The organism is Odoribacter sp. N54.MGS-14 (assembly GCF_000980295.1).
Lineage (GTDB): Bacteria > Bacteroidota > Bacteroidia > Bacteroidales > Marinifilaceae > Odoribacter > Odoribacter splanchnicus.
On the sequence record NZ_LARL01000012.1, the window covers coordinates 13931 to 36090 of the forward strand.

The following is a 22160-nucleotide window of genomic DNA, read 5'->3' on the forward strand; positions in this document are numbered from 1 at the left end:
GTAAAAATATGTGATATGAAATATTTAATTAATTTATTGTTTCTTTTGGGAGCAGCCTTCTTTTTAGGAGGTTGCTCAGACGACGACGATCCTGTAGATACGCCCCGGCTGGAAGTCTCGGAGAGTTCCCTGCGTTTCGGTTCTCTGGCAACAGAGCAGGTTATTCAGGTAACTTCTAGTGAGGCTTGGAAAATTGCAAATATTCCCGACTGGTTATCGGTGGAGCCGGTAAGTGGACAAGCCGGAGAATATGAGGTAAAGGTTGCGGTAATTGAAAATACGACTGAAGTAGAACGAAAAGTACGCCTGGTGGTTCAGGCAGGAACAGAAAACTGGAATTTGCCGGTATATCAGCTGGAAAAAGGAGTATTGGAGATCAACGAAAAAGAGTTCATCGCTTTGTATAACCATACTTCCCTGAAAGTTCCTTACCGGTCAAACGGCACCTTGAATGTAACTTTCAGCGAAGGCGTGGATTGGATAACAGCTCCTGTCACCAAGGCGGTGACCGACCGGAATCTGGCTTTAACTTTGACTGTGAACAATTCCAATGTTATCCGGGAGGCTATAGTTTATCTGAAGGACACTCAGAGTAATCTGAGCGATACGCTGAAAGTGACCCAATATCCGGAACCCAAATGGAAATTGAATAACGATAAGCTGTTTGCCAAATATGATATGACAGAATTGACACATTCGTTTGAATGTAATATACCTTTCGATGTGGTGTTTGACGAAGAGGTAGAATGGGTGAAATTAAAGGAGACAAAAAGCGAAGACGGACAATTCAAGATGGTTTTTGAGTTACAGCCCAATACCGGTGAGTTTTTCAACCGTACGAAATTACGTCTGGAAAATGAAGTACTGGGATTGAGTTTCCCGCTATCCTTGAGTCAGATGTATAAAACTTACGACGGACATACTGTGATCTGGAAAAAACCGACTTATAATGATCCTTTTGCATCAGTACCTAATTTCCCGCGTATTACTTTTAATTTTATTCTGATTGGAGACGGTTTCACGAAAGAAGAAATCGAATCAGGGGTTTATGATTTGTATTGTCAGGAAGCGATGGAGGGTATGGAATCGCTGGAGCCTTTCAAAACTTATTCGGAACGTTTCGGATTTATCCTGCTGCATGCTGAATCTGCCGAATCTGGATGTACGGACTATAATGCGACTTATGGAGGACCTAAGGTGGTAGATACCCGTTTTAAATGTTCTTATGATGAGTTCGGAACCGGTATGAACTGTGATTATACGGCTATTCAGGAGTTTGTCAAGACTAGTATTGAGGGTGCAGGTTTGGACTATATTCCGACGCAGGATGTTGTGATTGTGATGGCTAACGGTAAACGTTACGGAGGGGTAGCCAACCTGACCAAATCTGGAGAAGGTGTCGCTATTTGCCCGGTATCTGAGGAGCCTTTCCCGAATAATTTTGTCCAGATTTTGCGCCATGAAGCCGGAGGACATGCTTTCGGAAAATTGGCCGATGAGTATTCTTTCGGTGGGCCTATCGATGCGAGTACGGCTAGTTACCTGAAGTCATGGCAGGAGGCAGGAATGTATCTGAATGTATCGATGTCGTCGACCGAATTTCCGAAACCTTGGCAAGAATTGAAAGACAGAGGTAAGATTTCCGATGTATATGTCGGTGGTTTCTCATGTAGTGGCGGGGTATGGCGTTCTTCTGAAAACAGTCTGATGAAAGGGATGGATGAAGGATTCAATATTTTGAGCCGTTATTTGATTTATTTACGAATGAAAAATTTACGGGGTGAAGGGATGGATTTTCCAGCTGCGTCGCTGGACGATTTCCTTTCCCGTGATAAAGAAGATACTGAATGACTCTTTTGATTAGCTATGAGAACGGACAGTGAAGAGGCGATTAGGCGTTCGATTATTCATTCTCTGTTGGGAGATTTAGACGAGCAGGAAAGTCGGACATTGGAAAACTGGCTGAAAACACCGGAGCATCAGGACTTTTATAAAAAAATCAGTAACCGGGAATATGTCAGATGTAAGATGGCAGGGTTGGAGTTGTCCGATAAGGAAAAAGCCCGTGAACGTTTGAAAATGAATATTGCGCGTCGGATCGAGAGATACAGACGGCGGAAATGGTGGGGGAGGGTAGCAGGGATTGTTCTGCTGTTGTGTATGGGGGAAGGCGTCTGGTTTTATTGGCAAAATGAAGTGAAGCAAACGGATCAGGACCTGGCAGAGAGAGTGACAGCCTCTTCTCTGCCGGTCATTCGGCTGGCTTCAGGTAAAGAGATTATGTTGAACAGGGATTCTGCTTACAACTGGGAGGGAGGCTTCTTGTTAGCTGAGGATGGGTATGCCCGTTATGAACCGACTGCAAACGTAAACCGGGCAGACTCTTCCCAATATAATGAGATACGGACACCCAGAGGAACGGATTATAAGATGATCTTACCGGATGGGACGAAAGTATGGATGAATGCGGAATCTGTAGTACGTTTTCCTGTAGTTTTTCCGACAGGAGAGCGTCGGGTAGCTTGTGACGGAGAGGTATTTTTTGACGTGGCACGTGATTCCTTGAGGCCTTTCCGGGTGGAAACGGCAGGAAATGTCGTGAAGGTTTTAGGAACCCGTTTCGATATCCGTCATTACGAAGATGAACCTTATTCGGCTGTGTTGTTGTCGGGAAGTATCCGGTTAAGCCGGGGAAAGCATGAGGTTTTACTGAAACCGGGAGAACAAGCACAGTTGATGGAAGAACGCTGGGTGGTTGGAAAAGCCGGAGCTTCGGCAACAAGCTGGATCGACGGGTATTTTTTGTTTGATAACCGTTCTCTGGAATATATCATGAGAGAATTGGCACGTTGGTATGATATTGAAGTGTTTTTTGTAGATAGTGATAAACAGAACGAATATTATTCTTTTGAAATTGAACGGAGTAGTTCGTTAAAACATGTGATGAATATACTGGAGAAGACCCGTACGCTGGATATCGAATTGAAAGGCCGGACGGTCATTATCCGTTGAAAGAGAGGAATAGGTAATTTAATGAGAATATGAAAAATAATAGAGAGAATCGAATACGGTGGGGAAAGGTCTGCCGTTGGGCAGGAATATGGATCCGGTTATCCTTAATTACTTTGTTAATATTAACCGAACCTTTAGTGGTTGAAGCTGCCGGACAGAGTGTGGCATTCCGTCTGGAAAATGTTTCATTGAAAGAAGCTTTTAAAGAAATAAAGAGACAGTTGGGTTACAGATTGGCTTATAATGAGCAAGTTATAAATACTATTGGAAACGTTTCCGTAGACGTTGTATCGGGAAATATAAATGAAGTGATGGAACAATGTCTGCGTGGTTCTGATTTTAGTTATGAGATTGAAAATCAGATTATTGTTATTTATAAGAAACAAGCCGGGGCCGATATGGCTGCTCCCCAGAAATTAATTAAGCTGGAAGGTGTCGTAGTCGATTCTAAAGGAGGGGTACTACCAGGAGTTACGGTTGTGGTGAAAGGTACCACGATAGGGGTGGCAACGGATATTGACGGTAAATTCAGTCTTGAAATAACAGAAACTCCGGGTATCTCTCTGGAATTTTCTTTTGTGGGAATGAATTCCAAAGAGATTCCTGTTAAAATAGAGAATGGAAAAGTACAACCTTTGCGGGTTGTTCTGGAAGAAGCAGAGACTGAATTGGATGAAGTTGTGGTTACCGGTATGTTTTCCCGTAAAAAGGAAGGATTTACCGGTTCTGCGGTGACGGTAAAAGGGGATGAATTAAAAAAGATCAGTACTACAAGTATTGCTAAGGCTTTGTCTACCATTGAACCCAGTTTCCGGATCATGGAAAATATCAGTGCGGGTTCGGATCCGAACCGTTTACCGGACATGCGTATGCGTGGTTCTTCCACGCTGCCTGCCGGAGGGGCCGGAGACAATAGCTTGGTGTCTTTGCAGGGAGAATACGATACTTATCCGAATCAGCCCTTATTGATACTGGATGGTTTCGAGATTGACGTGCAGACGATGGTCGATTTGGACCCGGATCGTGTACAGTCGATCACAATGCTGAAAGATGCTTCTGCAACGGCGATTTACGGTTCGAAAGCATCTAACGGTGTGATTGTAATAGAAACTTACACTCCGAAACCAGGAGAAATCAATGTGAGTTACGGCGGTAACCTGCGTTTGCAAATGCCGGACCTTTCGGCTTATAATTTGATGGATGCAGAGGAAAAAATCCAGGTTGAAGCTTTGGCTGGTTTATATTCTCCCAATGACCTGGATTCCCAACGGGACTATCAGAACCGTTTGCGTGAGGTGAAAAGAGGAGTTGATACGTATTGGTTGTCCCAACCTTTGCGGACAGCTGTACAACACCGGCATGCCCTGACGCTGGAAGGAGGAAGTGAGGCCCTGCGGTATAAATTGTATCTGGGACTCAATCAAACGCCGGGAGTAATGAAAGAGTCACGGCGTAGTACCCAGACGGCAGCGTTGGATCTTTCTTACCGTTACCGTAAATTACTGATGAAGAACAGCCTGACCGTGGATAATTCAACAGGAGATGACAGTCCTTACGGATCTTTCAGTGAATATACCCGTTTGAATCCTTATTTACGGCCTTACGGAGAAAATGGAGAAATCAATAAAATTATGCAGACCTGGGATATGATCTATCTGGGTAATTCACAACCTTATCAGGTAGCTAATCCGATGTATAATACGACCTTTCATAGTAAAGACCGGACCACCTCTTTTAGTATCCGTAACCTTTTTAAATTAGAGTATACTCCGACGGATGCCTGGCGTTTGCAGGCCGATATTTCTATACAGAAATCGACGGGTAAGGACGAGGTTTTCCGTCCTGCACAGCACACCGCTTTTGCTGAAGTGGTGGATCCTACCCTGAAGGGTGATTTTAAACGTAACCAGTCGGAGGATTTCAATTATATGTTTGCTTTTACAGCCAGTTATAACAATGTGGTCAATGATGTGCATTATCTGACGGGAAATCTGCGTTATTCAGTAGAGCAAACTCATAGCGAAGTCTATGGAGCAACGGTGACGGGTTTTCCGAACGGCAATATGGATCATATTTTGTTTGGTAAGAAATACAATGAAAACATGACCGGAAGTGAAGGAACTACCCGGGCTTTGGGAGCTGTGGCTACTTTGGGATATTCTTATGATTATCGTTATTCTGCCGATTTTAATATCCGTATCGACGGTTCTTCACAGTTTGGTAAAGACAATCGTTTTGCTCCTTTCTGGTCTGCAGGTTTACGCTGGAATATGAAGAAAGAAAGTTGGCTGAGAAATGTTAAATGGGTGGATGATGTGGTATTGCGGGCTTCATATGGGGTGACAGGTACACAAGGTTTTTCTCCTTATCAGTCCCGCTCAGTTTATACTTATACCAATTTAATGAAACCTTATTTTTCTTCTAATGCAACGGGGACGGAACTGGTCGCTTTGGGTAATTCGAATCTGAAATGGCAACAGACCGGAACCTGGAATGTTGGCTTGGAACTTTCCTTACTCAAAGGGCGTTTTACTACCCGGGCCGAATATTATATCAAGAATACGAAAAATTCTTTAGCACAGATCACGCTGGCTCCTTCTGTCGGTTTTGCTTCTTATCCGGAAAATATGGGAAATCTGGAGACGAAAGGGGTGGAGCTGAATTTTTCATTTATTCCTTATCGTAATCTGGATAAAGATGCTTATTGGGTGATCACGGTAAATGGTTCACATAATGAAGAAAAACTGAAAAAAATATCGGATGCTTTGCGCCATATGAATGAGCTTAATACCAGCAATGAAAAAGACAAACCTCTGCCGATGTATGAAGAAGGAGAGTCACAGACGCGTATTTGGGTTGTCCGTTCGCTGGGAATCGATCCGATGACAGGAGATGAGTTATTACTGACCCGCAATGGTAAAGTGACCAGTGAGTATAATGCTATTGATAAAATCCCTTACGGGGACACAGAGCCGAAATGGCAGGGAAATATCAATACTGCATTTAATTATAAAGGATTTGGAGCCAATCTTTCTTTTAACTATAAATTCGGAGGACAGGTATATAACCAGACGTTGGTGGATAAAATCGAGAATGCCGATTTACGGTATAATGTAGATAAACGTGTCTTGCAGGAACGCTGGCAGAAACCGGGGGATGTGGCTAAATACAAACGCCTGACAAACTCTGTCAACGGATCGGAAACACGTCCGACATCCCGTTTTGTGATGGATGAGAATACATTGACTTTCGGTTCGTTGTCTCTGACTTACCGGATGGATCAGCAAAATACACGTTTCCTGAAAAAGAGTTTTATCAGTTCGTTGAAGTGGGGATTTACTATGGAGGATATTTTTTATCTCTCATCTGTAAAACAGGAGAGGGGATTGGATTATCCTTTTGCCCGTCAGTTTGCAATTTCGTTAAATGTAGTATTTAAATAATATGAATATGTATAAATTTGTATATGGTTTCCTGTTGGTGATCGTATTGGGGAGTAGCGGATGTTCGGACTGGCTGGATGTACAGCCTAAAACTTCCGTGCCGGAAGAGGATTTGTTTGCAGATGAGTTTGGTTTCCAGGATGCTTTAACGGGCTTTTATCTTAAAATGGGAGAGTCTTCCCTTTACGGACGTGAGCTAACCTATAATTATATGGAGATGCTTGCCGGACGGTATGAGTACGCTCCTGACATAACGAACTGGACATCGATTTATAATTATGACGGAACTTATAAAAGTATTAAAGATAATGTTTTTTCAGGTGCTTATAATATTATTGCGAACATTAATAATTTCCTGCATTATCTGGAGGTGAACCGTGAGGTAATTACAACGCCGGGTTATTATGAGATTATGAAAGGGGAAGCTTTGGGTTTGCGTGCCTTTCTGCATTTTGATCTGTTACGGATGTTCGGGCCGGTATTTGCTATGGAACCTCAGGGGAAAGCTATTCCTTATCGGACAGTATTCAGTAATGAACCGACTCCTGTATTACCTGCTACGGAGGTGGTAGACGCTTGTCTGGCGGATTTACACCAGGCAGATTCTCTATTGTGGGAGGCTGATCATGATATCTTTGTTCATGACGTCAATGCAGACCCGTTTCTGGAGCTGCGTCAGTTTCGTATGAATCGTTGGGCTGTAAAGGCTATGTTGGCAAGGGTATATTGTTACAAGGGGGATGAAGAAAGTAAAGCTAAGGCTTATGCTGTTGCCAGTGAGGTGGTGGAAAGTAAATTGTTCCCGTTGACTGAAGCTTTGACGACAGAAAACAGGATCTTATTCGATGAACATATTTTTAGTTTACATATTTATGAGATGGAGAAAGTGGTGGACCCTGATTTCATCAATCAGAATGTTTCCGGTTTGGGAGTCGGCAAAGAACTGTTCGGGCAGTTTTATGATTTATCTGCCGGTGGTTCTACTGATTTCCGTTCAGGAAATGCCGCTTTTCATGAGATGTTGATTACTGATGATACAAAGAAAATCTTGTCGAAATACGATCAGACCGGATATGCCTCAGATCATTTACCGAATTATACAGGAGCTTATTCCGGTGCAGATGTCATGCCCTTGATCAGGATTCCGGAAATGTATTATATTATGGCTGAATGTGATCCGGATCCGCAGAGCAGCGCTGAAATTTTGGATATGGTTCGTTTTAAACGGGGAATCGCCTCCAGTGATGCGACAGATGGGGGAAAAGGATATGACGAACCGGATACCCGTGAAGGATTTGACAGTGGGCATACGCGCCGGATCAACGAAGTGATGCGTGAATACCTGAAAGAGTATTACGGAGAGGGACAGCTGTTTTATTTTTATAAACGGCACAACTACGTCACTTTTGCAAATTGCAGTTTGGTCGATGTACGGACAAAGTATCAGTTTCCTTTGCCTGAAAATGAAGATATGTTTGGTATAACCGGAAAATAGTAAGTGATGAAAAGATTGATATATGGAATGATGGTTGTATTGATTACCGCCATTTCTTGTGAGAAAAATGATATAAAGGGATATAACGAAGCACCCCGTCTGGAATTTTTCAATACAAAAGCCAGCTGTGTTTTCGACGACCGGGACTATATGAATGAAGTTACAGAACGTGCTTTAGAGGTAAAGGTGCGTTGTTTGGGATATGCTTTGGAAAAGCCTTTGAATTTTTGCCTGAAAACGGTCGAGCAGATGGAAGGGGTTGTGTTTATACCTTCTTATGAATTTCCTGCTGGGGCTGAGACTTTTACGGCCCAGTTGGTTGTACCCCGTCCCCCTAGGGTCGGTGCACAGTTGAATACAAAACTGACTTTCGATATAGAGAATGCTGAGCATGAGTTTGGAGAGGGGCGTGTGGAGAATTCGGATTGTGAAGTTACTATCGCTTATACGATACGTCCTTCAGATTGGGATGAGGGGTTGTGGGGGATATACAGTAATAATAAATATATGTTTATGATGGACAACTTGGGGAAAATTTATGCTGAGACAGAGCAGACGAAAGAAGTCAGGAATGATATCAGCGCTAAGTATGAGGCTTATAAGAAGGCTGGTAATCCGCCTTTGATGGATGACGAGAATCCTCAGAATGAGATTGTGTTTCCTAAGGATTGATGATGAATGTGAACAGAAAAAATGATAGTATGAAAAAGATATTGGTATGGGGATTATTGGCTGTATTGGGAATGGCCTGTTATGATGATTTGGGAAATTATGATTATAATGACATCAACGATATGGTGTTAGAAATGCCGCGGAGCGTCAGCGTTACGATACCGAAGAAAGATTCGGTTTTGGTTGAAGTGAAAGCGGCTGTTACCCAGTTGGACCGGAAAGATAATGCCAATTTGACTTATTTGTGGAAAAAGAATCTAAGTGGGGTGACGTGGACGGAATGTGGTACGGATTCGGTATGCCGGATATGGGTTTATCCGAAAAATAGCGGACAGATTACATTACGGTTGGCTGTAACGGATACGGTACAGAATATCGTAACCTTCGGTGAGACGGTGGTTAATTTGGTGGCTGCATTTAACCGTTGTTGGTTTGTGCTGCAGAATATCGGTGAGAATGCCGTATTGGGATGTATCGATGGGGACGGTAGCAGCCGGGTTGCCGTACAAGATATCTATGCACAGGAAACGGGAGGCAGGTTGCAGGGTAAACCTTTGTTCTTGTCGATTAATAATTTGCATCTGAAAAATGCCATGCAGCAAGGATCTGAGGAGACATTGTTGGGTATTTTCACTGAAGGAGGGAAAAACTATATGCTGGATGGTGCTACTTTGGAAGAACGTTATGCATATAACCGAATGTTGTTATACAAAAAGCTGACTAATGACGCCCATTATGCACCGATGTATGCGGAAGGAGATAAACGGGGGGAATGTATCATTGACGATGGGGTATTCTGGTTTGCCAAGCCGGATGGATTTTCTGTTTATTATCCGGTGAAAGCTGCAGATGGGGATTATTATGCAGAGAGGGCTTCCCTGGCTTATGATGTGTCACCGGAAGGAATAAATATTATTTATGATTCCAAGAACAAACGCTTCCTTTCTTACTATAATGCGGATATTGGCGGTAATAATTATAATACGAACCGCTACATTGCTAGCGGCATGGAAGATCTTTACGATATTGACGGAAGTCTGAATGAACAGAAACTGGAGACCATAGGCGAGCAGGCTGGTTATCCGAATAAATTCGATCCGAACAATATTGGAGATAAAGATGTAATTTATATCGGAGCGACGACTTCCCGCGATGTTCCGAAGATTATGGCGATAGCCAGTCAGGGAAGTAGCTTGTATATTTACGAAATTTCTCCGGAGATGATACAAGGGAAGAAAGGGACAATCTGTAGCGGTTATTGGGAATTGACCCCGGAAACAGGGCTTGTCGAAGGAAAATTACCGGTGGCCACTTCAGCTTATTTTGACCGTATGTTTTACTATGCTGTCGGTAATAAGATTTATCGGGCAGACTTGACTCGTTCAACTCCTCGTTCATATGAAATTTATGCCCATCCGGATCCTTCTGTACGGATTACCCGGTTGAAATTCCGCAGCCAACGGGAGGACCGTTGGGATATTTCGGGAGGAGATGAGGTAGAAGCGATTCCTTATGATTTTGTAAGTTACCTGGGGGGAGTGGCCGAATATCCGGATGGAAATTGCAGTATGCTTGAAATGAAGCTGACTGCAGCCGGAGAGATAGATAAGGAAGAGGGAACGAAAGACTTGATGGTTTATGAGTTTAAAGGATTTAAAAATGTAGTGGATTTTGTCTATGCTTTTAAATAAGAAGCAGTTGTTTTTCCGGGACCTGTTCAGGTCCCGGAAAATGTTATCCTGGTTGAAAAAAATCTGTTGGATTCTTTTTTTCTTGCTGTGTATGATAAAGCTTTATGCACAGTCGGAAGTTATACCTGGTTTGTTTACAACTTATCAACAGAATGGACGTATTTTATGGGTGATCCCGGATAGTCTGCTAGGACGTGATATGAGCCTGACGACTACAATATTGGAGGGTGCCGGACGAAAAAAAAAATCTGCTGATGCTAAATTCGGATATCAGGGCGATCGGTTCGGTCCGAGGATTTTACGGTGGGAGGAAGAGAAGGAACAGATAATATTGAAGGAGATAAGAAGTTATGTGGATACTTCCGGGTCATATTCACTCGGAAGTTTATTGGCTGAACGGGAAATGCCCCTTACCTTACAGGAATTTGAAATCTTGGGGTGTGAAAAGACCGGGAAGATCATTGATGTGACCGAATGGCTTCGTGATGGAAAGTTGTGGGGATTACAACCCTTTTCTTTTTTGATCGGGATAGGGAGTGAGCGTGAAGGAAGGGTAACGGCAATTCTTGGAACGCCGGAAAGTGTGATTGTCAGGTCTGAACGGATTTATGAAGCTGTAGAGAGGACGCCTGCAACTTCAGCAAATGGAGAAGTGACTCGATGGAAATTAGGTTGTTGTTTAAGGTTGTTGCCCCGGCATCTGATGCAGGTACGTTATGCCTCTTCAGGGGTTGGATATTTTACTGTACCTTATGCACATATGGAACCGGGAAGTTGTCAGGTCATCTCGGATCGCGTAGTGAAACGTTGGCGGCTGGAAGTGGCGGATCGTGATACGGCCCGGTATAGGCGGGGAGAACTGGTTGAACCCCGGCAAAAGATTAGGATATATATCGACCGTAGTTTTCCTGAAAAGTGGCGTCCTTATGTTTTACGTGCCGTGAACAATTGGAATGCTCTTTTTGAACGTAGCGGTTTTAAAAATGCCATAGCAGGACTTATGGCTCCGGATTCGGCCGGATTTACTTTAGATAATTCTGCTTTGTCATGGATCGTCTATAAGGCTTCTCCGATGGAGAATGCTTATGGACGTCCTTTTGTAGATTTCCGTACCGGTGAGATCCTGAGTTGTCATATTGCGGTTTTTCATTCGGTTTTTGATATGTTATGCCAGTGGTATATTGCACAGACAGGAGAAAGCGAGGAGGAGTTCCCGGACGAACTGGCTGGTAGATTGCTGGAGATGGTGGTGTCACACGAAGTCGGGCATGTACTGGGATTGACCCATAATTTTTATGGGAGTTCTTTGTGTGAAACAGAGCAGTTAAGAGATGCCGTTTTTTTACACCGTCATGGTTATGGTAGTTCTATAATGGATTATATGCGTATGAACTATGCTGTACAACCCGAAGATGGAGTCGATATGTCCGACCGGATACCCCGGATTGGCGCTTATGATTCATTGGCTATTGAGTGGGGATACCGTTATTTTCCCGGATTGGCGTCTGAAGAAATTCAGGAAAAATTGTCTGTTTGGATAGAAAAAAAACAATTGGAGCGTAAATATCGTTTTCAGGATAGCGGTGGAAACTTACCTGAAGCACAAGCCGAAGATTTAGGGCGTTATTCGTTGGAAACGGCAGAATTGGGCATGTGTCACTTGAAGCGTTTGTTGCGAGATACTCTGAGAAATAACGGGCGTCTGAGTGTTGAAAGTTGGAATCTTGCTATCCGAAAACAATATTCGGAGTACATAAATCAGGCTTTTACCTATCTCGGAGGGATAAGGAAATGTTGGGGGAATGATTCGGTTATAGTTGTTGCTGTGGGGAGGGAAGAACAGCAGGATGCCCTGCGTTTTTTACAAACCTATGTGTTGGAATCGGGAAAGGACCTGCCTCGGGAGTGGTGGGAAGACTGGGGAAGGGAGACTGTCAGACGGTTGGTAGAAAAAGCGGATTGTTTTGTAGGTTACGATCGGGAATATTCGGTCACTGAATATATCAGAGATTTGGGAAAAATATTCCGGAATGTATCTGGTGAGGAGTGTTGGGGAAGATTCTTGATATGGTGTTATACGGATTGTTTGATGGAATATATACAAACAGAAAGGAATAGGTATCCGGAAGTGGTGGCTTTGATGGAGGAACAATTGAAAGTGATGTATCGGAAAACAGACAAGGAAAAGGATGTTTTTTGGAAAGCGTGGAGAAAAAATGTGAATTCAATATGGAAATAACATGAGGACAAAGTTATTGGTATTGTTGTTTTGTTGGGTAGGGATGGTTGGGATAAAAAGTGGAAATGCCTGTGGTAAAGATAAGGATGAGAATGCTGTGGTGTTACCGATATATGAACGGAATGGCAGAATGTATGTAGAAATTGAGCAGACATATTTGGGGCGGGAATGGATGGTATTGGCCCAGATAGACAGAGGATTGGGAATTCGGGGGAAGTTATTGGAGAGTAAAGGAATTTTTAGATTGGAACAAGGCAGGGATTCTATGACCCTGGATGTTTTTGCGGTTTTCTGTCCGGAGAGAGTTTCAGATACAACATGGATGAGTAACGGATTGCTGAAGATGTCCGGTTTACAGACACCGGTGGAAACCTGGCCGGTAGCGGAGAAAAAAGAAACAGGTTATTTGATTGATGTGACCGATGGTATAAAGGAAAAGTGGTATGTGGGGGACGGGAAATGGGGACGGATACAGTATGGCCGTTCGGAGATTATAACTGTCGATACCTGTAGGAACGGAGCATGTTTTACTATCCGGCATTATTTGGAGTGTTCTCCTGAACAGCAGGTCGTGGAAATGTTGCCCGAAAGCGGTTCGGTACCGGTAGAAGTATCTGTGGCTTTGTGTCTCTTACCGGATAGGGGTTTGAGGAACAGAGGGGAAGACCCGGATGGGTTATTCCGGACGCAGGTTTATGTCGATTATGGAGTGAATCCTTTCCGTTGTGTAGAGTGTACCCGTTGTGTGTGCTGGGATACATATGCCGGAATGCCTCTGAATATATGTGTTGCTGAGGATATTCCGGAAGAATATGTGGAACTATTGTATACAGCAGTGGAAAAGCTGAATGCAGTGTGGACTGCCCGGACGGGAAGAGTATTGCTTGAATTGGAACGGAAAAAAGGAAGGGTGAAAGCTGATGTCCCCTGCGCAGTTGTTTTTGATGTCGGAGGTGGAGGGATAAAAGTGGATTTCCAGGAACATCCCGGAGATGGAAGGATTTTAGCTGCACGTTTACGTATCGGTGCTGATGTTTCTATGGAATCGGTGATCCGCTACCGATTGGAAAATCCGGTCCGGGAAGAGGACGGGATATGGAAGATGTGTTCGGAAACGGAGGCTTTACAGGGGTGTCGTGAACAGGAAATCGATAGAGCTTTGGCCATATTGTTGGGATTGGATCCGGAACAACTGGAGAATAGAAATATCACAGCTGCAAAACGATTGGAGGCTTTGTGGTATTGTTATGCGGAAAGAGAAGATATAAAAACAGAGAAAGAGGCTGCCGGACAGTGGGGATGGAAGAGGTATGAGGAAAGGCGTGTGGCTTGGCAACAGGTGTTGAAGGAGGTGGAAAATGAAAAGGTAAAGCATTATTACCGGGAAGTATTGAAATTGAGTGAAAAGGATTATATCCGTTGGTTAGATGAGACTTTTTTTCAAGAGGGAATGGCGGAACAGTTGATGCAATTATTGAAAGAAGATATTATGGGATTTTATGCTCCTTCCTTTTTACAAAAAAATAAAATGGGAATGGAACGTGATGATATGCTTGGGCGATTACAAAGAGTATGGGGAGAATTTTTTCGGACCGAGCGTTGGCTACAGTTAGCAGAAAAGGAGAATGGAGAACAGCAGGTCGGTCAGTTGGTAAAAGAATTGAAGAGGCTGATTACGGGAAAACGGGTAGGCCGTTTATCAGTACAAGAGAGGTTGGTACGGCAAACTTGTGTTATGGCTTTTTGTGAAGAATTGAAAAAATACAAGGATACGGTAGATTGTGGAGAGGGGATGGCGAAACTTTTATTATGGACTTATTGGGAGGATTTGTATGATTATTGGAAAATACGTTCAGGGGGATTAGCCAGGATTTAATCTGGTTTGGATCAAGACGAATTTGTATGACTGGGAATCGACTGTCAGAATAATCAATACTTATTCTGACAGTTGAGTGATAAGGGCTAATTCGTAAAACATCCGGGCTCCATTTTGCAAAATGTTGTTAGGAAAATCGTAATCCGGAGTATGGAGGGCCGGAGTAGAGATGCCTGCTCCCAGACCGAACATAGCACCTGGAATATGTTGAGTGAATAATCCGAAATCTTCTCCCCAGGCAAAAGGATGATCGGTTTCCTCGTAAACCAATCCGTTGCTTTTGGCTGCTTCCTGAATCCAGGTTACGGATTCAGGATCATTTTCATTGGCCGCAAAAGGTTCTGTCCATTCGATGGAGCATAGTAAGGCCGGATGAGAATCAATGGTTTGCTGAACGAATTGTTCCAACTGTTGCCGGTGTTTTTGCAGTATTTTTTCGGATGCGGCGCGGAGAGTCAACCGGATAAGTCCGCTTCCTGCAGCAACGCCATAGGCTTCTTCGCCGATATGAAGTTCGATAAGTGTCGTACGGAAATAATCCGGATCTTTCAAGGTCCCTCGATTCCAGCTTTCGCTTAGATGCAGGATATGCAGTAAAGGTGCGGTCGGGGAAACCGCTTTTTCAGGTTCTGCAGCATGTGCTGTTTTTCCGGTGAAGGTGATGGTACAGCTGATGACCGAGCAGGTAAAACTGCCTGTCCGGCAGATAATCGTAGAAAACGGATAGCCGGGAAGATTATGCAGAGCGAAAGCCCGGTCGATTTTCTGTTGCCGGAACCAGGGGTCCTGAAGTACTAGTTGTGCGCCCTGTCCATTTTCTTCGGCAGGTTGAAAGAGTAATAAAATGCGTCCTCGTTCCAGGGGATGATCATATAGGAATCCGGCCAGCATGAGTAACATGGTTGTGTGTCCGTCGTGTCCGCATTTATGGGCTATCCCCGGATTTTCCGAACAATAGGGAAGAGGTGATTTTTCTGCAATGGCCACAGCATCGATATCGGCTCTGAATAATAGGGTCGGACCTTCGCCCGGGAAACTGTATTCTGCCACCAGTCCATGGCCCTTTTCCAGGGGATGGATTCGGGAGGGCTGAAATTCCTGAAGTACTTGCCGGATATATTGTATCGTATGTTTTTCCTGTCCGGATAATTCGGGATGCCGGTGAAGTTCTTCCCTGATCCGGTAAAATTTATTCCTGTCCATAGGCTGATCGTTTGAACCTTTAAAAGTAATCTTTTTTTTATTTTTAAATCTTGTTTCATTCAGATTTGTTTGCTATATTTGCACCGTTGTTTAACGCAAAACAGGCGATAATAGCTCAGTTGGTAGAGCGTTGGCTTCCCAAGCCGAAGGTCGCGGGTTCGAGTCCCGTTTATCGCTCTTTATAATCAGCCACTTATAAAGGTGGCTGATTTTTGTTTTAGGTGGTTTTTAGTGGTGTTTTGAGTGCTTGTTTAAACCGAGAGTTAAACCGAAACTGACTGAATCTATTTATTTTCTTTAGCTGTCCGCTTTTTCACAGATTATGTATTGTAATCCAACGTGTTTATATACATGTTTACCCTAGCTGTAGGTTTATAAGTGTAACATGTATATAACTACCTAATATAAAATGGAGACCTGAATTTTAGTGTGGAATTATATTTGGATTCAGGGGAAAATAGGTTTCTTTCTCTAATTTTTTTTGTATTTTTGATGGGAATTGGTGTTGGTTAAGAAATTATTAATAATTCTGTTAATAGTTCAGGAATAAGTTTGTTCTTGAATTAGGAGGGGATAGAATATACAATAGGAGCAAAACGAATAATAATGAAAAGAACGATGAAGAAGTTATTTGGCTTATTATCAGTGGTATTGGTTGCCGTTATCTGTTTTACACAGCCTGTTGATGCGGCAAAGAAAGAAAAAAGAGCGAAGTATGTTTTTTATTTCATCGGAGATGGAATGGGAATAAATCAGGTGAACGGCACAGAGATGTATCTGGCTGAGAGAGCAGGAAAAATCGGTGTCGAGCCTTTAAATTTCACCACCTTCCCGGTCAGAAATTTTGTGACTACTTATTCGGCCTATAATTCGGTGACTTGTTCGGCTGCTGCCGGTACGGCTTTAGCTACCGGCGAAAAGACAAAGAACGGGACGATAGCGATGGATAAAGAACATAAAGTACCGGTATACAGTATCGCTACCAAAGCCAAAGAACTGGGAATGAAAGTAGGGATCGCTACCAACAATAGTATCGATCATGCTACTCCCGCTTGTTTCTATGCTCATCAGCCGGACCGGAATATGACCTATGAGATCGCAACCGATTTGCCGAAAGCGGGTTTCGATTTTTATGCCGGAGCCGGTTTTGTAAAGCCGGAGAAAAAAGATTCCGTAAATATTTATACTCTTTTCGATCGGGCGGGGTATACGATAGCCCGGGGAAATGACGATTTCCAGAAAAAAGCAGCGAAAGCAGATAAAATTATTTTTATGCAGGAGCAAGGATGTGACATGGGGAGTTTGCCTTATGCCATCGACCGGAAACCGGGGGATTTGTCACTTGAAGAGATTACACAGGGAGCAATCGATTTTTTGAGTAAGGATAAAAAGAACGGTTTTTTCGTGATGATCGAATGCGGATTGATCGATTGGGCCTGTCATAGTAACGATGCGGCGGCTATGTTTAACGAGGTAATCGATTTTCAGAAATCGATACAGAAGGCGATCGATTTTTATAAGCAGCATCCGGATGAAACCCTGATTGTCGTTACGGCAGATCATGAGACAGGGAACTTTGCTTTGGGAACAGGTAAATATGAACTGAATCTGAAAGCGTTGCAACATCAAATGGTCTCCAAGGGGCAGCTTTCGAAAAAGATTTCTGCTTTGCGGACAACCCACCATTATGCAGTGACCTGGGAAGATGTAAAGAAATTGTTGAGTGATAATCTGGGGCTGTGGACGAAGGAAGAACTCAAGGAGTCGTATGAGAAAGATTTGAGACACCGTTATGATAAAGCCTTTTCGAATGGGGAACAGGAGATGGTGAAAAGTCTTTATGCCGAAGATGAACCCTTGGCCAATACGGCGGTTCAGATACTGAACCGGATAGCCCGCATCAGCTGGGGAAGTGGCGGACATTCTGCCGGGTATGTGCCCTTGTTTGTCCTGGGTGTCGGAGCAGAAAACTTTAACGGTAAGTTGGATAATACGGATATTCCGAGGCAGATCGAGGCATTGATGAAACGGTGACCGGTAGAATCGGCAGGTATTTTGTTTGGCTGTCGTAACCCCGAAAGATTTTATTTCATCTCGTCCCGTTTCTTTTCCAGTTGAAACATTTCATCCCGCAGGCGGGCTGCTTCGATGAAGTCGAGTTCTTTGGCTGCTTTTTGCATGGCAGCCTTGGTTTTTTGGATCATTTTTTCAATCTCGGGTTTACTCATGTAAGCTACGACGGGGTCGGCAACCAGATGGAGGTGTTCTTCCTCCACATACGCTTTGGAGGTATCCTGAGTCAGCGCTGCATCTGTCGATTTGTAGATCTGCCGGGGAACGATGTGATGTTCTTCGTTGTATTTCAGCTGCTTTTCACGGCGGTAATTCGTCTCGTCTATCGTTTCCTGCATAGAACGGGTTACTTGGTCGGCATACATAATGACTTTCCCGTCTACATTACGGGCAGCTCGTCCGGCAGTTTGAGTCAGTGAACGTGTAGAACGCAGAAAGCCTTCTTTGTCTGCATCCAGAATTGCTACCAGAGATACTTCCGGCAAGTCCAGCCCTTCCCTCAATAGATTGACACCGATCAATACGTCGATGATTCCTTTACGAAGATTCTCCAGGATTTTTACCCGTTCGATAGTATCGACATCCGAGTGAATATATTGGCATTTAATACCGATCCGGTCCAGGTATTTACTGAGCTCTTCCGCCATTCTCTTCGTCAGGGTTGTCACTAATGTACGTTCCCGAAGGTCTATGCGCTGCTGAATCTCGTTCACCAGATGGTCGATCTGATTTTTGCTGGGGACGATTTCGATTACCGGATCCGGAATACCTGTCGGACGGATAATTTGTTCCACGATGATGCCTTCACTTTTTTCCAGTTCATAGTCGGCAGGTGTGGCACTGATGTAAATCGTCTGGCCGGTTTTACTTTCAAATTCATCGAACGTGAGGGGACGGTTGTCGAAAGCTGCCGGTAAACGGAAACCATAATCCACCAGCGTCAGTTTCCGTGCGTGATCGCCTCCGTACATCGCCCGTATCTGGGGCAGGGTAACATGCGATTCGTCGATGACCATCAGAAAATCTTCCGGGAAATAATCCAATAAGCAGAAAGGACGAACTCCTGCTTTCCGGCCGTCGAAATAGCGCGAATAGTTTTCAATGCCCGGGCAATAACCTAATTCCCGGATCATTTCCATATCGTATTTCACCCGTTCTTCCAGGCGTTTGGCTTCCATAAATTTCCCGATCTCTTTCAGATAAGCCAGTTGATCTTGCAAATCCTGGCCGATTTCAACCAGGGCGTGGGCTATCGTGGCTTTGTCGGTGACAAAAAGATTGGCCGGATAAATATCGAGTTCATCCTGACTACCGATGCTCTGTCCGGTAACCGGGTTAAAAGAAGAGATCCGGTCGATTACGTCGTCCCAGAATTCGATCCGGTAAGCTACGCCGTCGTAAGTTTCTATGGCAGGAAAAATATCCACGGTTTCCCCTTTGGCCCGGAAACAACCCCGTTTGAATTCGATTTCGTTGTTTGCATATAAAGCGTCTACCAGCCGGCGTAATAAGACATTCCGGCTGATAGTCATGCCTCTTTTCAAATGGGTGACGTTCGAGCCGAAAGCCCGGGGATCGGCCATACCGTACAGACAAGACACCGAAGAGACAACGATGACATCCCGACGTCCCGAAAGCAGGGAAGCGGTGGTCCGTAAACGAAGTTTGTCTATCTCGTCATTGATGGCGAGGTCTTTTTCGATATAGGTATCTGTTGTCGGCAGATAAGCTTCCGGTTGGTAATAATCGTAATAAGATACAAAATATTCGACTGCATTTTCGGGGAAAAAAGATTTGAATTCCCCGTATAATTGAGCTGCTAATGTTTTATTGTGACTTAAAATCAGAGTCGGACGATGGATTTCGTTGATGACATTAGCTACAGTAAAAGTTTTTCCTGAACCGGTGACTCCCAGTAAGACCTGTGATGACCGTCCGCTTTGAAGTCCCTGGATCAATTGGCGGATGGCTTCCGGTTGATCGCCGGTAGGTTGGAATTCAGAGGTTAGTTTAAATTGCATATCAGGATAAATATTTACTTAATGTTTCAAGTAATTCTTTCCGACGGATCGGTTTTAATAAAAAACCATCGAACTTCTCATTTATAATCTCCGAAGAAGAGAGATCATGTGCTGTTTGTGCTATTACGATTTTTCCGGGCAATTGTTGCCGGATAAACCGTAAAGCCTCTATTCCGTCAGAATCCGGCATGCTGATATCCATTAGAATCAGATCGATGGAGGCCGTTCCTGAAGCGATTTGTATCGCTTCTTTTCCGTTACGTGCCCGTAAGATACGGACATGTGTTTTTTTTAACAGAGCCGCAAGGATCGTATAATTACTGTCGATATCTTCTGCTATCAGAAACGTTTTGTCCGACCAATCCGGATACTCTGGGTAAGTTTCCACTACAAACGACTTATAATTTACTCATGAATTTCTCCGGGTAGATGATAAAGCGGTCGTGAATAGCATGTCCTATTGTTCCTTTTTCATCCGTGGCTTCGATCTCAAAACGTATCCGGCGGCCATCGATTTCGACGATCGTCGCTTTGCACATCACCTTTTTACCGACGGCTGTTGCCTTGGTATGCTGTACATGAATTTCAATACCTACGGTATCTGTATCCGGTTCCAACATGCCTTCCAGGCAGTGTATCGCCGTATTTTCCATCAGTCCCACCATTGCTGGTGTCGCAAAGACTTCCAAATGGCCCGAGCCGTGAGCTAAGGCGGTGTCTTTAGGACCGACGATGATTTCTTGTGTATATGATTTTCCGGTTTCCAACATAGGATTCGATTTAAAGTTTATGGTTAAAATTCTGAGGTAAAGTGAAAAATCAGTTTTTTGTAATTTTCCTGAGCCATATGCAACATATATTGTGAGTCGGCCAGAAATACATCTCTGCCTTCTTTGTCTTTTGCCATATATTGAGCTTTATGTTTTTTGAAATCTTCCAATTCTGCCTGATCCTGGGCTTCGATCCAACAAGCTTTGTAAAGATTGATCGGTTCCCAGCGGCAGGCGGCGGCATATTCGTGTAAAAGCCGGTATTCGATCACCTCGAACTGCAGTGCTCCTACCGTGCCGATGATTTTCCGGTTATTGAATTGGCTGACGAATAATTGGGCTACCCCTTCGTCCATCAATTGATCGATCCCTTTGGCCAACTGTTTGGATTTCATCGGATCGGCATTTTCGATATACTTGAATAATTCCGGAGAGAAACTGGGGATACCTTTGAAATGCAGTTTTTCTCCTTCTGTCAGGGTATCTCCGATTTTAAAGGTACCGGTATCGTGCAAACCGATGATATCACCAGGGTAAGCCTCATCGATCACCGATTTCTTGGAGGCCATAAAAGCGGTGGGAGTGGAAAATTTCAACATTTTACCGTTTCTGACATGTAAATAATTGGTATTCCGTTTGAAAATTCCCGAACAAATTTTCACAAAAGCAATTCTGTCCCGGTGGTTAGGGTCCATGTTGGCATGAATCTTAAATACAAAACCGGTGAATTTCTCTTCTTCCGGCCGGACGGGGCGTTCTTCGGTTTCCCGGGCAAGAGGTGCCGGAGCTATTTCGATGAAGCAATCCAGAAGTTCCCGGATACCGAAATTATTCAACGCCGAACCGAAAAATACGGGAGCTACATGTGCGTCCAGGTATTCCTGCCGGTCGAGACTGGGATAAACCCCCTGAATCAGCTCCAGGTCTTCCCGTAGTTTACCGGCAGCCCTTTCGCCGATATGATGGTCGAGTTCGTCCGATCGGGTATCGGTGATCTCAATGCCTTCGGGGATGTTCTGAATGCTAGGACTATACAGGCAAAGGTTTTGCCGGTGGAGGTTATAGATACCTTTGAAGGTATCTCCGCTTCCGATCGGCCAGCTGAGTGGGTTTACCCTGATCTGTAGTTCTTTCTCTACATCGTCGAGAATATCGAAAGGATCGTTGGCCGGACGGTCCAGTTTATTGATAAACACGATCACCGGGGTTTTGCGCATCCGGCAGACTTGCATCAGCTTACGGGTTTGCGTTTCTACTCCTTTGGCTGCATCGATCACGATGATTACACTGTCGCAAGCCGTTAAGGTTCGGAAAGTGTCTTCGGCAAAGTCCTGGTGACCCGGGGTATCCAGAATATTGATCTTGATTCCGTTGTACTCAAAACCCATGACAGAAGTCGCCACAGAAATACCACGCTGACGTTCGATCTCCATAAAGTCGGACGTGGCTGTCTTCTTGATCTTATTCGATTTAACAGCTCCGGCAACGTGAATGGCTCCTCCGAAAAGCAATAACTTTTCCGTTAATGTGGTTTTTCCGGCATCAGGGTGACTGATGATTCCGAAAGTACGGCGTCTTTCAATTTCTTCTTTAAATCCCATAATTATTTTTTTGAGTGTGCAAAGATAGTTAGTATTTTTTTGCTTTCCTTTTTAACCTAACAAA

The 22160-nt window shown here is 44.0% G+C and carries 14 protein-coding genes and 1 tRNA gene; 10 read left to right on the plus strand and 5 right to left on the minus strand.

Going from position 1 to position 22160, the window contains the following annotated elements; genetic code table 11:
* Positions 1-15 precede the first annotated feature (15 nt).
* From WS42_RS04300 to WS42_RS04335, 8 genes are all read left to right on the plus strand, one after another.
* Positions 16-1851, plus strand: a complete 1836-nt coding sequence (locus tag WS42_RS04300) for a BACON domain-containing protein (protein ID WP_022160183.1) — start codon at positions 16-18, stop codon at positions 1849-1851.
* A gap of 15 nt (positions 1852-1866) precedes the next feature.
* Positions 1867-3012 carry a FecR family protein gene (locus WS42_RS04305; protein WP_022160182.1) on the plus strand — a complete coding sequence of 382 codons (1146 nt, stop codon included), beginning with the start codon at positions 1867-1869 and terminating at the stop codon, positions 3010-3012.
* Between the two features lie 29 nt (positions 3013-3041).
* Positions 3042-6455, plus strand: coding sequence for a SusC/RagA family TonB-linked outer membrane protein (locus WS42_RS04310; RefSeq protein ID WP_022160181.1), 3414 nt, complete (start codon positions 3042-3044; stop codon positions 6453-6455).
* Between the two features lie 7 nt (positions 6456-6462).
* A complete protein-coding gene (locus tag WS42_RS04315; RefSeq protein WP_013611892.1) occupies positions 6463-7950 on the plus strand; it encodes a RagB/SusD family nutrient uptake outer membrane protein in 1488 nt (495 codons plus the stop codon).
* A 6-nt stretch (positions 7951-7956) separates the two neighbouring features.
* Positions 7957-8622, plus strand: a complete 666-nt coding sequence (locus tag WS42_RS04320) for a DUF4843 domain-containing protein (protein WP_022160180.1) — start codon at positions 7957-7959, stop codon at positions 8620-8622.
* Between the two features lie 29 nt (positions 8623-8651).
* Positions 8652-10313, plus strand: coding sequence for a PKD-like family lipoprotein (locus tag WS42_RS04325; RefSeq protein WP_046403724.1), 1662 nt, complete (start codon positions 8652-8654; stop codon positions 10311-10313).
* A gap of 91 nt (positions 10314-10404) precedes the next feature.
* Positions 10405-12552, plus strand: coding sequence for a zinc-dependent metalloprotease (locus WS42_RS04330; RefSeq protein WP_162610072.1), 2148 nt, complete (start codon positions 10405-10407; stop codon positions 12550-12552).
* Position 12553: 1 nt separating this feature from the next.
* Positions 12554-14428: a hypothetical protein gene (locus WS42_RS04335; RefSeq protein WP_046450781.1), complete on the plus strand. Its 1875-nt coding sequence runs from the start codon at positions 12554-12556 to the stop codon at positions 14426-14428.
* A 60-nt stretch (positions 14429-14488) separates the two neighbouring features.
* Here WS42_RS04335 and WS42_RS04340 read toward each other — a convergent pair whose 3' ends face one another.
* Positions 14489-15631 carry a M20 metallopeptidase family protein gene (locus WS42_RS04340; RefSeq protein WP_046402632.1) on the minus strand — a complete coding sequence of 381 codons (1143 nt, stop codon included), beginning with the start codon at positions 15629-15631 and terminating at the stop codon, positions 14489-14491.
* A 104-nt stretch (positions 15632-15735) separates the two neighbouring features.
* Between WS42_RS04340 and WS42_RS04345 the strand changes: the two genes are divergently transcribed.
* Together WS42_RS04345 and WS42_RS04350 are read left to right on the plus strand one after the other, a co-directional pair.
* Positions 15736-15808, plus strand: a tRNA-Gly gene (locus tag WS42_RS04345).
* 441 nt (positions 15809-16249) lie between these two features.
* On the plus strand, positions 16250-17665 hold the full coding sequence (locus WS42_RS04350) for an alkaline phosphatase (protein WP_046402633.1): 1416 nt from the start codon (positions 16250-16252) through the stop codon (positions 17663-17665).
* A gap of 50 nt (positions 17666-17715) precedes the next feature.
* Here the strand turns inward: WS42_RS04350 and uvrB are convergent, their stop codons facing one another.
* Genes uvrB through WS42_RS04370 form a run of 4 tightly spaced genes read right to left on the minus strand, consistent with a single transcriptional unit; the run spans position 17716 to position 22096 of the window.
* Positions 17716-19725 carry an excinuclease ABC subunit UvrB gene (gene uvrB / locus WS42_RS04355; RefSeq protein ID WP_046402634.1) on the minus strand — a complete coding sequence of 670 codons (2010 nt, stop codon included), beginning with the start codon at positions 19723-19725 and terminating at the stop codon, positions 17716-17718.
* A 1-nt stretch (position 19726) separates the two neighbouring features.
* On the minus strand, positions 19727-20113 hold the full coding sequence (locus WS42_RS04360; protein WP_022159484.1) for a response regulator: 387 nt from the start codon (positions 20111-20113) through the stop codon (positions 19727-19729).
* A 10-nt stretch (positions 20114-20123) separates the two neighbouring features.
* A complete protein-coding gene (locus WS42_RS04365) occupies positions 20124-20495 on the minus strand; it encodes a thioesterase family protein (protein ID WP_022159483.1) in 372 nt (123 codons plus the stop codon).
* Between the two features lie 23 nt (positions 20496-20518).
* Positions 20519-22096: a peptide chain release factor 3 gene (locus WS42_RS04370; protein WP_013611882.1), complete on the minus strand. Its 1578-nt coding sequence runs from the start codon at positions 22094-22096 to the stop codon at positions 20519-20521.
* Positions 22097-22160: the final 64 nt, after the last annotated feature.